This is a genomic window from Bacillus sp. FSL E2-8868, assembly GCF_038005505.1.
Lineage (GTDB): Bacteria > Bacillota > Bacilli > Bacillales > Bacillaceae_G > Bacillus_A > Bacillus_A mycoides.
The window spans coordinates 48,014-60,475 of sequence record NZ_JBBOTI010000001.1; the positions used below are offsets into that span (position 1 = coordinate 48,014).

General features: G+C 33.7%; 18 protein-coding genes. 13 read left to right on the top strand and 5 right to left on the bottom strand.

Annotated elements, in window-relative coordinates; all coding sequences use genetic code 11:
• The first annotated feature begins 256 nt into the window (after window positions 1-256).
• Window positions 257-1,027: an ABC transporter ATP-binding protein gene (locus NSS74_RS00255; RefSeq protein WP_000859658.1), complete on the top strand. Its 771-nt coding sequence runs from the start codon at window positions 257-259 to the stop codon at window positions 1,025-1,027.
• Window positions 1,014-2,963 carry an ABC transporter permease gene (locus NSS74_RS00260; protein WP_033731526.1) on the top strand — a complete coding sequence of 650 codons (1,950 nt, stop codon included), beginning with the start codon at window positions 1,014-1,016 and terminating at the stop codon, window positions 2,961-2,963. The genes NSS74_RS00255 and NSS74_RS00260 overlap by 14 nt, the downstream gene beginning before the upstream one ends.
• Window positions 2,964-3,028: 65 nt before the next feature.
• On the opposite strand, the gene NSS74_RS00265 is transcribed toward NSS74_RS00260, so the two are convergent.
• The gene (locus NSS74_RS00265; RefSeq protein WP_001064712.1) at window positions 3,029-3,487 is read right to left on the bottom strand and encodes a hypothetical protein; all 459 of its coding nucleotides are present in this window, start codon (window positions 3,485-3,487) and stop codon (window positions 3,029-3,031) included.
• Between the two features lie 308 nt (window positions 3,488-3,795).
• Between NSS74_RS00265 and NSS74_RS00270 the strand changes: the two genes are divergently transcribed.
• Complete coding sequence (locus NSS74_RS00270; RefSeq protein WP_340813073.1) at window positions 3,796-4,374, top strand: class I SAM-dependent methyltransferase; 579 nt, start codon at window positions 3,796-3,798, stop codon at window positions 4,372-4,374.
• On the top strand, window positions 4,374-4,973 hold the full coding sequence (locus NSS74_RS00275; protein ID WP_002191018.1) for a DedA family protein: 600 nt from the start codon (window positions 4,374-4,376) through the stop codon (window positions 4,971-4,973). Before NSS74_RS00270 ends, NSS74_RS00275 begins: the two co-directional genes overlap by 1 nt.
• 50 nt (window positions 4,974-5,023) lie before the next feature.
• On the opposite strand, the gene NSS74_RS00280 is transcribed toward NSS74_RS00275, so the two are convergent.
• Both NSS74_RS00280 and NSS74_RS00285 read right to left on the bottom strand, forming a co-directional pair.
• Complete coding sequence (locus NSS74_RS00280) at window positions 5,024-5,389, bottom strand: hypothetical protein (RefSeq protein ID WP_235675279.1); 366 nt, start codon at window positions 5,387-5,389, stop codon at window positions 5,024-5,026.
• Window positions 5,390-5,431: 42 nt separating this feature from the next.
• The gene (locus tag NSS74_RS00285) at window positions 5,432-5,890 is read right to left on the bottom strand and encodes a helix-turn-helix transcriptional regulator (RefSeq protein ID WP_149191146.1); all 459 of its coding nucleotides are present in this window, start codon (window positions 5,888-5,890) and stop codon (window positions 5,432-5,434) included.
• Between the two features lie 198 nt (window positions 5,891-6,088).
• On the opposite strand from NSS74_RS00285, the gene NSS74_RS00290 reads away from it, so the two are divergent.
• From NSS74_RS00290 to NSS74_RS00310, 5 genes are all read left to right on the top strand, one after another.
• Window positions 6,089-6,436 carry a YxeA family protein gene (locus tag NSS74_RS00290; RefSeq protein ID WP_340813075.1) on the top strand — a complete coding sequence of 116 codons (348 nt, stop codon included), beginning with the start codon at window positions 6,089-6,091 and terminating at the stop codon, window positions 6,434-6,436.
• Window positions 6,437-6,511: 75 nt separating this feature from the next.
• Entirely contained in the window at window positions 6,512-6,691 is a 180-nt protein-coding gene (locus NSS74_RS00295; RefSeq protein ID WP_033709536.1) for a hypothetical protein, read from the top strand.
• A gap of 156 nt (window positions 6,692-6,847) precedes the next feature.
• A complete protein-coding gene (locus tag NSS74_RS00300; protein ID WP_340813076.1) occupies window positions 6,848-7,102 on the top strand; it encodes a hypothetical protein in 255 nt (84 codons plus the stop codon).
• Window positions 7,103-7,157: 55 nt separating this feature from the next.
• On the top strand, window positions 7,158-7,916 hold the full coding sequence (locus tag NSS74_RS00305) for a hypothetical protein (RefSeq protein WP_215600773.1): 759 nt from the start codon (window positions 7,158-7,160) through the stop codon (window positions 7,914-7,916).
• Between the two features lie 105 nt (window positions 7,917-8,021).
• A complete protein-coding gene (locus NSS74_RS00310) occupies window positions 8,022-8,531 on the top strand; it encodes a DUF2199 domain-containing protein (protein ID WP_340813078.1) in 510 nt (169 codons plus the stop codon).
• 41 nt (window positions 8,532-8,572) lie between these two features.
• Here the strand turns inward: NSS74_RS00310 and NSS74_RS00315 are convergent, their stop codons facing one another.
• Window positions 8,573-9,475 (bottom strand): diacylglycerol/lipid kinase family protein, encoded by a 903-nt coding sequence (locus NSS74_RS00315; protein ID WP_061688364.1) that lies wholly within the window; start codon window positions 9,473-9,475, stop codon window positions 8,573-8,575.
• Between the two features lie 150 nt (window positions 9,476-9,625).
• Window positions 9,626-10,153, bottom strand: a complete 528-nt coding sequence (gene hpt / locus NSS74_RS00320) for a hypoxanthine phosphoribosyltransferase (RefSeq protein ID WP_000687585.1) — start codon at window positions 10,151-10,153, stop codon at window positions 9,626-9,628.
• 161 nt (window positions 10,154-10,314) lie between these two features.
• Here hpt and NSS74_RS00325 point away from each other — a divergent pair, with 161 nt between their 5' ends.
• The 4 genes from NSS74_RS00325 to NSS74_RS00340 all read left to right on the top strand — a co-directional run bounded on the left by NSS74_RS00325 (window position 10,315) and on the right by NSS74_RS00340 (window position 12,439).
• The gene (locus tag NSS74_RS00325; RefSeq protein WP_340813079.1) at window positions 10,315-10,530 is read left to right on the top strand and encodes a hypothetical protein; all 216 of its coding nucleotides are present in this window, start codon (window positions 10,315-10,317) and stop codon (window positions 10,528-10,530) included.
• 185 nt (window positions 10,531-10,715) lie between these two features.
• A complete protein-coding gene (locus tag NSS74_RS00330) occupies window positions 10,716-11,048 on the top strand; it encodes a hypothetical protein (protein WP_061688363.1) in 333 nt (110 codons plus the stop codon).
• A 186-nt stretch (window positions 11,049-11,234) separates the two neighbouring features.
• Window positions 11,235-11,729, top strand: coding sequence for an LPXTG cell wall anchor domain-containing protein (locus NSS74_RS00335; protein ID WP_061688362.1), 495 nt, complete (start codon window positions 11,235-11,237; stop codon window positions 11,727-11,729).
• Between the two features lie 89 nt (window positions 11,730-11,818).
• Window positions 11,819-12,439 (top strand): class D sortase, encoded by a 621-nt coding sequence (locus tag NSS74_RS00340; RefSeq protein ID WP_061688361.1) that lies wholly within the window; start codon window positions 11,819-11,821, stop codon window positions 12,437-12,439.
• Window positions 12,440-12,462 lie beyond the last annotated feature (23 nt).

The following is a 12,462-nucleotide window of genomic DNA, read 5'->3' on the forward strand; positions in this document are numbered from 1 at the left end:
CGACATTTCATGCACAACTTTGTGGGGGCATTTTTAACCTTACAAAATTGTAATGTTCCTGTAAGGAGAATGAATGGATGGCATGATATCCCAATGTTATAGTAACAAAGTACTTTAGTACATTAGGTTAAATTCTGATGTCTTTACTTATGTGCCTTACATAACTGTCATGTTTGTGTAAGAAACATCGATAGTGGCAAGAGTAGAGAGTGTATATAGTTGAAAATAGAGAATAGAAGAAATGAGGGATGTCGAGATGAAAACAGTGTTAGAAGCAAAAAATATTGAAAAAGTATATGACACAGGTGGGAATAAATTTGCAGCTTTAAAAGGTATTAACTTACAAGTAAAAGAAGGTGAGTTCGTTGGAATTATGGGACCTTCTGGTTCGGGTAAGACGACTCTTTTAAATGTTCTTTCTACAATTGATAATGCGACGAACGGTGAGATTTTAATTGATGGAAAAGACATCGTGAAGATGAACGATGATAAGCTAGCGTTATTCCGCCGTGATCATTTAGGGTTCATTTTCCAAGATTATAACTTATTAGATACGTTAACGGTGAAAGAGAATATTGCGTTACCTCTTGCGTTATCAAAGGTGAAAGCGAGTGAGATTGATCGCCGCGTTCTTGAAATCTCAAAGAAATTCGGTATTGATCATATTTTAAGTCAGTTCCCATATCAAGTATCCGGTGGACAGAAGCAGCGCTGCGCAGCATCGCGTGCGATCGTTACAAGTCCTAGTATGATATTTGGGGACGAGCCGACTGGAGCACTTGATTCTAAATCAGCGACAGATTTATTAGAAAGTATGAAGTCGTTAAATGAATATGATAATTCTACAATTTTAATGGTAACGCATGATGCGTTTGCGGCTAGTTATTGTAAACGAGTTATTTTCATTAAAGATGGTGAGTTATATAAAGAATTACACCGTGGTGAATTAACACGTAAACAGTTCTTCCAAAAAGTCGTTGACGTAATGTCTTCCATTTCTGGAGGTATGGCTGATGACCTTATCTAGCATTGCCCTCCGCAACATACAGCGGAACTTTAAAGACTACTTTGTATATTTTGCATCTATGATATTTAGTATCGTAATTTACTTTACATTTAAAGCACTGCAATATAATTCACAAATGGAAAAAGCAGCGGAAGCATCAAAAAAGATTAGCGGTGCATTCCAAGTTTCCAGTGTAATGCTAATCATTTTCGTAGCAGTGTTTATTATATATTCGAACGGTTTCTTTACAAGAAAACGTAAAAAAGAAGTTGGGCTATATTCGTTACTTGGTATCCGAAAAAGACAGATCGGTAAAATGCTCTTTTATGAAAATATGTTAATGGGATTAATGTCTTTAATTATCGGGATTGCGATCGGTAGCGTCCTTTCGAAACTATTCCTTGAACTACTAGTAAGTATGATGGGATTAAACTTAAATGTTCATTTTGAAGTACCGATGGCTGCGATTATTGATACAGCAATTATTTTCTTTGTGATTATTTTATATACATCACTTCAAGGGTATCGTTTAATTTATCGCTTTAAGTTAATTGAACTTTTCCGCGCAGAGCGTGAAGGAGAAGCAATGCCAAAAGGATCCGTAATTATGGCGTTAATTTCAGTTTTCTTAATCGGCTCAGGTTATTTCTTAGCGTTAATGTTTATGAAGGCAGTTATGTATGCAAACTTTATGGCAGTCGCACTTTATATATTACTTGCGACAGTATTAGGTACGTATTTACTATTTATGTTCTTTACAGTATTCGTATTGAAACGTGCAAGAAATAATAAATCATCGTTTTATAACGGTATGAATATGATAACGACGTCACAGTTACTATATCGTATTAAAGGAAATGCAAAGTCACTTGCGACAATTTCTATTTTAAGTGCAGTAACATTAACGGCGGTTGGTACGTCAGTTACGATGTATTACAACACATTTACACAATCAAAAGCAGTTGCACCATACAGCTACTCTTATGAGAAGAAAGATGTAGAACTAGATAAGAAAGTAAATGCGATTTTTGCTGAAGAGAAAGAGAATCACCCTGTAAAAGATCAATTTGAAGTTGAGATGGTTCCTGTAAAAGGAAAGTTTGAAGGAGCTAAAGTCGATTTCATCTTTAATATGAACTACAGTATCTCAGAGAAATATCAATTTATATCTCAATCTGAATTCAACAAACTTGCGAAAAAAATCGATGCGGAAACAGTGAATATAGCTACTGGCGAAGCATTTATATATGATAGTTCTTATATTGAAGGGTATGAGTTTAGCCCTGAATATAAAGGAAATAAAGCGGTATTCCAAATTGGAAATGAAACGAAGACATTGACGATCCAAGGTGCAAATAATAATGCAATTACGAACTTAGGTGAATTAGTTGTTGTCGTTTCAGATGAAATGTATGAACAGGCGAAGCAAGCATTTGGAACACGTGTTGTAAAAAATATTGATGTAAAAGATGAAAGAAACAGTAAAGTATTAACAGAAAAATTAACAAAAGTGATGCCAGCTAGTGAATCAGAAATGGCACCACCATTTAGAGACTTCTATACTGGTTTCCATATGGGACTTGAAGCAACTGGACTAATGATGTTCATCGGAATGTTCTTAGGACTTGTATTCTTACTAGCAACAGGTTCTATTATTTACTTCAAACAGCTAACAGAAGCAAGTGCAGATCGTGAGCGTTACGTTGTCCTTCATAAAGTCGGTGTAACGAAACAAGAAATGAAAAAAGCTATTGCAAAACAAGTGAGCTTTATCTTTGCAATTCCACTAGTAATCGGAATTCTACACAGTTTGTTTGCATTAAAAGGTTTAGGGAACATACTACCATTTGAAATTATGATTCCGCTTCTAATTAGTATCGGAGTATACAGCGTTATTTATATCGGATATTACTTCTTAACAGTTCGCTCTTATTATAAGATTGTGAGCGCGAAGTAATGAAAGAGTTGTTTTATCTTAGTAAAAAAGCATCCGACTAACATGTTAGTCGAATGCTTTTTTGTCTATACGTGAGCTTTATTTTCGTCCGAACTATCAAACATGTCCATTACTTTAAAAATACCTTCCAATAGCAAGGTACATAGAATAGCGAAAATTAATACGGCATGAGGTGATAATTCAACTGATGTGAAGTTAAGGTCTGCCAACCAAAAGTAACCTACATAAAAACTTAGAAATGTGCTAACAGCCGAAAGTGTAAATCCTAAAAATCCTAATTCCTTTAATTTTTCCTCAGATAATTTACATAAACGTAAAACAATAGAGAAGAGAATTCCTACTATGAAAAATCCCATACATAATGCGAACAATGATATTATGCTTGGATACTTAACTTCATCGGGCATCCACTTTTTCATTCCCACTATTAAAAATGTAGGGACAAGAATAGGTAATAAAAGTGGTAGCACTATTTGTATAGCTGCAAATAATGCATTTGATTTATTATCGTTTTGATTATTCATAAAGCCTCCAAAAATGATTTCTATACTAATTTCAAATATCTTAGAGGATTCTAACATAAAAATAGTAACTTCGCTATACAAAATCGGAGTAGGAACATGATCATTCATGGTAAATAAACAAGCTGACTTATTTGTATATGTTTGATTCGCTTATCTTTGGAATTCAATTTTTTATGTTTGTTTATAGTAAAGATGAAGATTTCCTTCATCTTCATAAAATCTTAAGAAATCTCCTCAATATTTGTTAAGAAACGATAGTTATACTTAAACACAAGTTGAAAACTATTGAACGAATGGAGAGAGAGTATATGCAGCTCATAACATTCTTAAATGAATTTATTAAACATCCGAAACATACTGGTGCGATTGCGCCAAGTTCAAAGATATTAGCAAAGAAAATGGTAGATGTAATTGATTTTAATAGAGCGAAATGCATTGTAGAGCTAGGGCCTGGTACAGGAGCCTTTACGAAAGAAATTATAAAGAGAAAGAAGAAGGAGACAATATTTCTTCTTATTGAAATTAATGAAGTATTTTTCAAAGAGTTAAAGAGAAAATTTAAAGATGAGCAGAACGTGATTGTTATACACGGCTCAGCGGAAAATATAAAGAAGTATATGGAACAATTGAATATAGAATGTATTGATTACGTCTTATCGGGATTGCCTTTCACTTCTTTACCAGAAGAGGTTTCAAAGCGCATTTTAAACAGTGTAATGGAAACGATACATGAGAATGGAGAATTTATTACATTCCAATATTCACTTGTGAAAAAAGGATTTATACAGCATTTCTTCCCTGAAATTACACTAGAAAAAGTGTGGTTCAATTTCCCACCAGCTTACGTCTTTAGCTGTAAAAAAGAGCTAAGGGCAGCATATGCATAATGGAGCTACATGAATTAATGTCATACATTGAGCAGTATGGTTATTGGGCACTATTTTTTTGTTTATGGCTTGGTATTATCGGTATGCCGATTCCAGATGAAATGATTGTAATGAGTGGTGGTTTCGTATCATCATTAGGCATATTAAATGTAATTCCCGCTTTTGTCTTAACATATTTAGGCGTTGTATCAGGGCTTTCTTTAGGTTATATAATAGGAAAAGTATTTGGTACGAAAGTACTTGATAAGCTAATGAAAAAGAAAAAAGCAAAATATCTTTTAAAATCGCAACAGATGGTTGAAAAATACGGTCATTATGCGTTAGTTACAAGTTATTTCATACCTGTTGTAAGACATATTGTGCCGTATTTAGTTGGAATGAATAACATGTCATTTAAGACGTATGCTTTATATTCCTATACGACAGGGTTCGTTTGGACACTTGTTTATTTTGTGCTCGGTTCTTTATTTGGACAACATATTGAAAGTATTGTAGCAGTTGCGATAAAGTATGGCGCGTATTTTGGCGGGATTGTTTTTGTTATTGCGAGTGGTGCTTATTTGTATAAGCAAAGAAGAAATACAGTGATGAGTAAGTAGAATAGAGGTTTATACTTAGGGAGAGTTATTTTGTAGAATAACTCTCCCCTTTAATGTAATAGCTTCTTATTGCTTACATTAGGCATTGTCTGAAATACAATTATATAAATTGTTAATATGATTGTATTGATCAGATTGGCTAATATAGTCATAAAATCACTTGATGGAGTGATAAGAACAAAGATTGAAAGTGCGGCAGAAGCAAGTGGAATGAACTTTTGTAGCGTAGTTAACTTTCCATCTTTATGAAGCTTCGAAGATTGAAAGAAGCAAAGTAAGAAAATAAAGGATGTAAATAATAATCCTAAATATCCCCATCCATCTTCAATATACCAAGGTAAAAAGCTCATTCTCGATGTGAAAATAAACAAATTAAATACTAAGGTGCTAATGATTAACGTATTTAAAATCGTGATATTTGTCTGTTATTTCATTTGAATTATACTCCGAAATTTATTTTATTGAGACGAGTTTGCCATTTCCGTAAATCTTTGTTCAATGTCATCCAATTCGAATGAATGACATATTCTGCGGTCTTCTGTATCTAAAATTCTATAATGTTGTGATAAAATATTTTGTTGGATTTGGTAACCGTTTAATTCTTTTATTTGTCGCCACCATACTTTTCCTCCTAAAGTCTTCGGGAAGTTCGTATTGTAGTGTGTAAAAGCGATCGTTTTTATAATTTCATTCACATCATCCCCGAATGTCATTTGGACTGTATCGCTCTGTTCGAAGAGTGTTACGACACAAACTGCGCCTGCCCATGTTAGCGTGCGTCTACCCTTTTCAATTTCTACTAATGTTTTCTTTGATAAACCAATAATTTCTGACATTTTATCTTGTGATAAATCGCTCTCAACACGAATGAGTTTTAATTTTGAATTGACTAATCCAATAAATTCTTGCTTGTCCATCATACATCTTCCTCTCTTGTATGGTGTAAAAATGTCAATAATGGTGTAAAGGGTCACTTTTTATTTTTTTGATCTTGCTAATTAATAGTTCCCTTTTAGTTTAAGAAAATGTTAAGAAACCGTACAAGTTTTTATTAAGAAATACACTCTATATTTAGAAACGTCCTATAGAAAAACATAATGAAAGGTGGAATATAGATGAAAAGATTTATCCTTGCATCGTTACTTGTCATCATGGCAGGAGCGGTATATTTATTAAATGGGAGCGCTAAGCTAGATCAAATGAATCCCTTTCTTGATATAGAGGATTATTATTCAATAATTGATACAGATGGCAAAGAGTTAGGTGGAGATAAAGGTCGTGAATATAAAGTGAAAGCTTATGATGAAAATGGTAAGGAAAAAGAAGTTACAATCGATGGAGTAGATGAATTACAAAAAGGTTCGTACTGGCATGTGCTTACTAGAGGCGAGTTCTTGCGTGATAAAGTGCAAGTAACGATAGATAAAATTCCTGATGGGGCGAAGGCTAAGTTAGGACTGTAAGTATAAAACTGATTCTTAATGAAGGAATCGGTTTTGTTATTTTATGGTAAAGTGTAGTGGGAGGGGGCAAGAATGATGCTACTCATTGTTAGTCTTATTTTAATTGGATTTATGTGTAGTATGAGAATAGTATCCTTACATAGGATAGAGCGACAAAAGATAGAAGAACGATATGTATATTGTCCAAAATGTGATGCGAAAATTAGGAGAGGCAATTCTGCTCCTTTTTGTTCGAAATGCAATGTAACATTTTAACTATAAAAAATCCAAAATCACTTTGTATGGTTTTGGATTTTTTACGTTGAAAAATCACATTGCGATTTCAGAAAAATGAAAGAGAAAATGCTGTTCTCTTTCGCTTTTTTAGTTAAAATAGGGTGTACATAGCAAGGTTTAAATGGAGTGTTATATTTGGAAATTCTTATCATAGTAGGATGCCTATTAATAGGCATCCTTTTGATTGGCCTAAGTATTTATAGGTTTGTAAAAGAAATAAAAGAAAAAGATTCAAAGAAAGATAAATGGACAGTAGTGGCACAAAATATTCTAGGGTTATTTAGTGATCCGCTGCACGGAGCACCATTCTACTTTTTAATTGGTGCGCTCTTTTTTGTAGTGGGGCTTTTATTTCTCTCTATGGGAATGGGCTGGGTTGAAATTGATTAGTTGGTGCTAGAGAATTAATTATATAATCGTAGTGGTATTAAGAAGGAGAGAGTAAATGCCAATTATAAGAGATATCCAATTAATGTTTCTAAAAAGAAAAGAGAATATAAGTAGCATAGAGATATTAAAATTAACATCCTCAAGCAACTACGATGAAGAAATATCTTTTTTTAAAGAAACGAGCTGTATTACTTCTTTATATTGGCGACATATGCCAAAGTTAAGAACGGACTATGAAAAAGGTATCTTGATTCACTGTGTGGATGATATTTCATTATTAAATCAGTGGGAGAAGGAATATCAGATTTCCCCTGAATATATTAATGTTTTTGTAGATTATGGGAGTGAAAAGGATTTTTCGTATTTATCAAATCGAGAGAAAAAAGAATTAGCTCTTCGTATTGTACACTCTGAAATGAAGAATTTAGCTGTGAAATATGATTGGGATATAGAGGCGTTAGAAAAAGCATACAATAAGATACTGGATTTGGATTATAAAAATGAACTGGCATATATAAAGAAGAGTAGTCCAAATAAAAAATATGTATGTAGTATAATTTGTCAGCATGAAGTGGCTTATGCTGATATTTACTTAGAAATAAGGGAGTATAGAACTAGAAGGTTAATTAGAAAAGAAAAACTTATTAGAGAAGAAGACATGTATAAAATGTTTAATCATGTTAGTGACGTGGCTTGGAAATTAAACTATAAAGTGATGTTGATGAACGATAAAGGGAAAACTATGTGGATGTTAACCTTTTTGGAGAAAAACGATCCGGCTAATTTAGTTTGGAAAATTGAGAAGATAGATTAGAAAGAGGGATTCTTCCTACTATAGTAGAGTGTTATGAATATTATAAGACTCATTTAGATAATATTGAGAGTTAAATTTATATAAAAAATAGGAGAATAACAAAAGATGAAAAGAAGAAGAAAGTCCGGAGAAAAGATACAAATGAATCGCTTTACACTCCCTTTATGTTATGGAAGTGAAGCACCATATTATTACTACGAGGTAGCACCTCATGAAAGAGAGGGACACTTCCATTTAACATCAGATCTTTGCATAATGGACGATGAACATTACTTCATTAGAGGGTGTTTAGAACTTCCTATAATTGATTACCACGAAAATTTCATCTGGGCTTTGTGGGTCTCACTTAGTAAAGAAAGTTATGATAAAGTACTAGAAAAGTGGGATGAAAGAGGGCGAGAAAATAGCGATCCTCATTTTGGCTGGTTATCTGTAGAAATACCAGTTTATCCAGAAACACTAAATTTAAAGACAAATATACATATAAGAGAAGTTGGAATGGCGCCGTATGTTGAATTAGAGCCAACCAATCACCCTTTAGCGATAGAACAAAGAAATGGAATTACTTTGGAGAGAGTGAAAGAAATACAAGAAATTATACAACGATATAATTAGATTAGAAGAGAAAAAACGAGTGATATCACTCGTTTTTTTCATTACACAATATTAGGATTATAAATCATCGTAAAGTGTCCTTGTAATAGTTCAATATGACACGGTGTATGAAGCGAGCTTTCTCCGTCTGTATCTACTTCTTTTTCTTCTTCTGTTTCAATATGAATGGATTTAGCTTTGACGTGGAAGATGTCATTTTCATTTGAGTCTTCAAATAGTTTCTTTCCGATATAATCTTTAAACGCTTGAATGCCTGTTGATTTGACTACGAAAATATCAAGTGTTCCGTCATCACATTTTACGTTCGGAATAAAGGATGGGATACCCCCGAGATATTCACCGTTTCCAACCATGACAAGGACAGCTTCATCTTCATACACTTGTCCGTCGTAAGTAATTTTTACTGGGAATGTTTCAGCGTTTTTAACAGTTCGAATGGTACTTAAATAGTAACCAATTTTACCAAGCTTTGCTTTCTCTTCTGCATCAATATTGTTTGATACTTCAGATACGAGTCCAATGCCCCAGAAGTTTAAGAAGTGTTGTCCGTTTGCTTTTGCGACATCAATTGGTTTTACATGTCCTTTTGTAATGAGTTTCGCTGCTTCTGCAATATTTTGCGGAACACCAAGTGTGCGAGAGAAGTCGTTGCAAGTTCCGCCTGGAATGATTGCAAGTGTAGGTCTAGTTTCAAGAGGGGCTAAGCCGTTTGTGCATTCAAATACAGTTCCATCACCACCAAAGACGATAATTAAATCTACTTTACTAGCAAACTCTTGGCAATATTTTGTTGCATCACCTTGTTTTTTCGTATGAAGGATATGTAGGTCAGGAAAAGCCGCGGCAAGTGGTGGTACGATTTTTGTTAAGTTCGTATGTAAATCGCCTTGCCCTGCTTTCGGATTTACGATGAGGAGTACTTTTTCAAATTTTGTTTTTGTCATTCTTCATCTCTCCCTTTGTTTTTATAAATTACGATAGAAATAAAACTTCCACCAATAATGCATGGAAGCTTATTTGATCCCGCTATTTGCGGGCCAATAATCATTGGGGATGGACAAAAATCCCACTGATTAAGGTTTCACTTTATTATATTATTCCGTTACAACTGAAGCGATAAATGGTAAGTTACGATATTTTTCTGCGCAGTCGATACCGTAGCCAACGATAAATTCGTCTGGAATTTGGAAGCCAACATATTCAGCTTTTAAGTCCACTTTACGGCGTTCAGGTTTATCAAGTAACGTACAGAATTTCAATGCTTTTGGTTTATGCATGAAGAAGTGATCTTTTAAGAAGTGAAGTGTTAAACCAGAATCGATAATGTCTTCTACGACAATTACGTTTTTTCCAGTAATGTTTACATCGATATCTTTTAATAGTTTTACTTTTCCAGTTGTTTCTGTTTGATTTCCGTAGCTAGATGCAGAGATAAAGTCGATAGTTAATTCGTTTTTAATATGACGAATTAAATCAGCAGCAAATACGAAAGATCCTTTTAATACAGCGATTACAACGATTTCTTCTCCTTCAAAATCACGTTCGATTTGAAGTGCTAGTTCTTTTACTTTTTCTTGTAATTGTTCTTCAGAAATTAAAGTGTCTTTTATTTCAATTTTCATTTGAATCCTCCTACAGTGTAAAACTTGTGAACATTTCGACTGTAAAGGATAGAAAGAAAAAAGTCAAAGAAGATATAAGTTTTTTACAGAAATGCCCACAAAATAGTCAGATGATATGATATACTGATCATATTAAGAAAACGCTTCCACGAAGGGTGATTATGATGAAAAAGAAACAGTATACAAGTGTAACATTTATAAAAGCATTGCTTTTAACAATTGTTCTTGGTATGTTGGCTTACATAATTGATGTACCTGCAATTGGGATTTCATTAATTGGAATGACTTTAGTATTAGGCGCAATTTCCCACGGTATGATGTCGCAGCTGCAAGAAGTCGGACTTGATGATATGAAAGATCATATAGATAAGAAATGAGAAACCTTCACGTATATAGAGTGAAGGTTTTTTCGTTTCTTACAAAAATGTAAGGTGATTTGTAAGACAAATCGATAGTTGCATAGTAGTGTTTTGGATAAACTATAAGTGTAAGGTAAAAGGCAAGCATATTTTAGGTAAATTAAGTTTTAGGCACTCAATATGTGAAAAAGGAGTAGGAGGGCATGGAGAAACATTGGATGACCTTTTCTTTTTTAGCAACTAGTAACACCGTAATGCTAGCTGGAGAAATGGATTTTTTGCATACGTTTGATCGAGAAGACGATCATTCTTCTTCTAAATTTACAATGAAATGGAGTAAGTGGAGCGATAGTTGTAAATTGGAAGAAGAGGCCCCTAACGAAAGGCAAAAAATTATTTTAACAAATCCTATTAAAGCATGGGTCGTTCAATGTCGTAAGTGTAACGTCAAAAATCACTTCAAGAAAACTGAGTCGAGACAATTAGTTATCACTCCGGCCCTTTCTACTTCTCAATCACGCGAAAGTAACAAATAAATATCGAGACACACACCCGAAAAAACATCGTATATATTACGGTGTTTTTTTATTTTTCTAAAATGAAATCTTTAACAGAATTCCATTTCATCTGCATCTTATATTTACATCTCTTGTTTATTCTAATAATACATCCGGTGCGACGTGATGTGTTACTAGAATAAAGTATAAAAGGAGAGAAATAAAATGAAAAAAAAACTATTACCAATTTGTGCAATGGCACTTTTAACAGTAGGATATTCTTCAGTAGCGAGTGCGGATACTGGAACATTAACAAAAGAAGAATCAGCGCAAATGCAGCAAGATAAAGCTAAAAAAGAAGAAGCAATTAAGGAACAGCAAAAGAGCGAAGTAGAGAAAAAAGAAGCAGCACAAGTACAAGAAAAAAGTGATATGGCTAAAAAAGAGGAAGCAATAAAAGCAGGGCAAAAGAATGATACAGCGAAAAAAGAAGTAACACCACAAGTTCAAGAAAAGGAAGCTCTTGCAAAAAAAGAAGAAGCAATTAAGGCAGGGCAAAAGAATGATGCAGCGAAAAAGGAAGTAGCAAAGCCAGCTGTACAAGGTGAAAAATTACCAAACACAGCATCAAATAATGTAGCAATGATGGCACTAAGCGCATGTCTTGTAGGGATAGGGACATTATTTGGTTTGAAGCGTCGTAATAAAGTTAAGGCGTAAATAAAATATTTTTCTATAAAGAATGGGATAATTTCATATATTAAAAATGGTAGGTTATTCCTACCATTTTTTGCATGGAGGGATGGAACATGAAGTTACTCAATTATATCGGTATCATATTGATGGCCATAGGGCTATTCATGGGATCGTATTACGCTGTGGAATGGTATAAAGGAAAAAGCTCTGCTCAAGAATTAACGAAAGAAGAAATAAAGAGCCTTAAAAATATACAAGATAATCAACTTTCACATGAAACACCTGTAACTTCTCAAGTACCTTCTTCTCAAACCGAGCATAAAGAAGGAGAAAAGGTAGCAATGTTAAATATACCGAAAATAAAGAAGAAATTTTCTATATATTGGGGAGCAAATGATGCAACATTGAAAAAAGGAGTCGGTATGTTTGTTAGTGATTTAACGACAACACCATCTGGAGGAGGACATACTGTACTGAGTGGGCATCGAGATACTGTATTTACAGAATTAGGGGAGCTTAAAGAAAAAGACAATCTCATTGTAGAATATGACAATACAATGTACACATACGAAATTCAAAAGATGTGGATTACACACGCGGATGATCGCACTGTTATTGTAAAAAAAGAAGAAACGACATTAACACTGACGACTTGTTATCCATTTGATTATATAGGGGATGCACCGGATCGATATATTATCGAGGCAAAGTTAATTACGAGTAATTCAAAATAAATTATAGAGCTTTGAATAATAAT

What these genes read in the sequence shown, in the direction of transcription:
- NSS74_RS00255 (WP_000859658.1), top strand. Translation starts at nt 257, where the DNA reads ATGAAAACAGTGTTAGAAGCAAAAAATATTGAAAAAGTATATGACACA.
- NSS74_RS00260 (WP_033731526.1), top strand. Translation starts at nt 1,014, where the DNA reads ATGACCTTATCTAGCATTGCCCTCCGCAACATACAGCGGAACTTTAAA.
- NSS74_RS00265 (WP_001064712.1), bottom strand. Translation starts at nt 3,487, where the DNA reads ATGAATAATCAAAACGATAATAAATCAAATGCATTATTTGCAGCTATA.
- NSS74_RS00270 (WP_340813073.1), top strand. Translation starts at nt 3,796, where the DNA reads ATGCAGCTCATAACATTCTTAAATGAATTTATTAAACATCCGAAACAT.
- NSS74_RS00275 (WP_002191018.1), top strand. Translation starts at nt 4,374, where the DNA reads ATGGAGCTACATGAATTAATGTCATACATTGAGCAGTATGGTTATTGG.
- NSS74_RS00285 (WP_149191146.1), bottom strand. Translation starts at nt 5,890, where the DNA reads ATGGACAAGCAAGAATTTATTGGATTAGTCAATTCAAAATTAAAACTC.
- NSS74_RS00290 (WP_340813075.1), top strand. Translation starts at nt 6,089, where the DNA reads ATGAAAAGATTTATCCTTGCATCGTTACTTGTCATCATGGCAGGAGCG.
- NSS74_RS00295 (WP_033709536.1), top strand. Translation starts at nt 6,512, where the DNA reads ATGCTACTCATTGTTAGTCTTATTTTAATTGGATTTATGTGTAGTATG.
- NSS74_RS00305 (WP_215600773.1), top strand. Translation starts at nt 7,158, where the DNA reads ATGCCAATTATAAGAGATATCCAATTAATGTTTCTAAAAAGAAAAGAG.
- NSS74_RS00310 (WP_340813078.1), top strand. Translation starts at nt 8,022, where the DNA reads ATGAAAAGAAGAAGAAAGTCCGGAGAAAAGATACAAATGAATCGCTTT.
- NSS74_RS00315 (WP_061688364.1), bottom strand. Translation starts at nt 9,475, where the DNA reads ATGACAAAAACAAAATTTGAAAAAGTACTCCTCATCGTAAATCCGAAA.
- hpt (WP_000687585.1), bottom strand. Translation starts at nt 10,153, where the DNA reads ATGAAAATTGAAATAAAAGACACTTTAATTTCTGAAGAACAATTACAA.
- NSS74_RS00325 (WP_340813079.1), top strand. Translation starts at nt 10,315, where the DNA reads ATGATGAAAAAGAAACAGTATACAAGTGTAACATTTATAAAAGCATTG.
- NSS74_RS00330 (WP_061688363.1), top strand. Translation starts at nt 10,716, where the DNA reads ATGGAGAAACATTGGATGACCTTTTCTTTTTTAGCAACTAGTAACACC.
- NSS74_RS00335 (WP_061688362.1), top strand. Translation starts at nt 11,235, where the DNA reads ATGAAAAAAAAACTATTACCAATTTGTGCAATGGCACTTTTAACAGTA.
- NSS74_RS00340 (WP_061688361.1), top strand. Translation starts at nt 11,819, where the DNA reads ATGAAGTTACTCAATTATATCGGTATCATATTGATGGCCATAGGGCTA.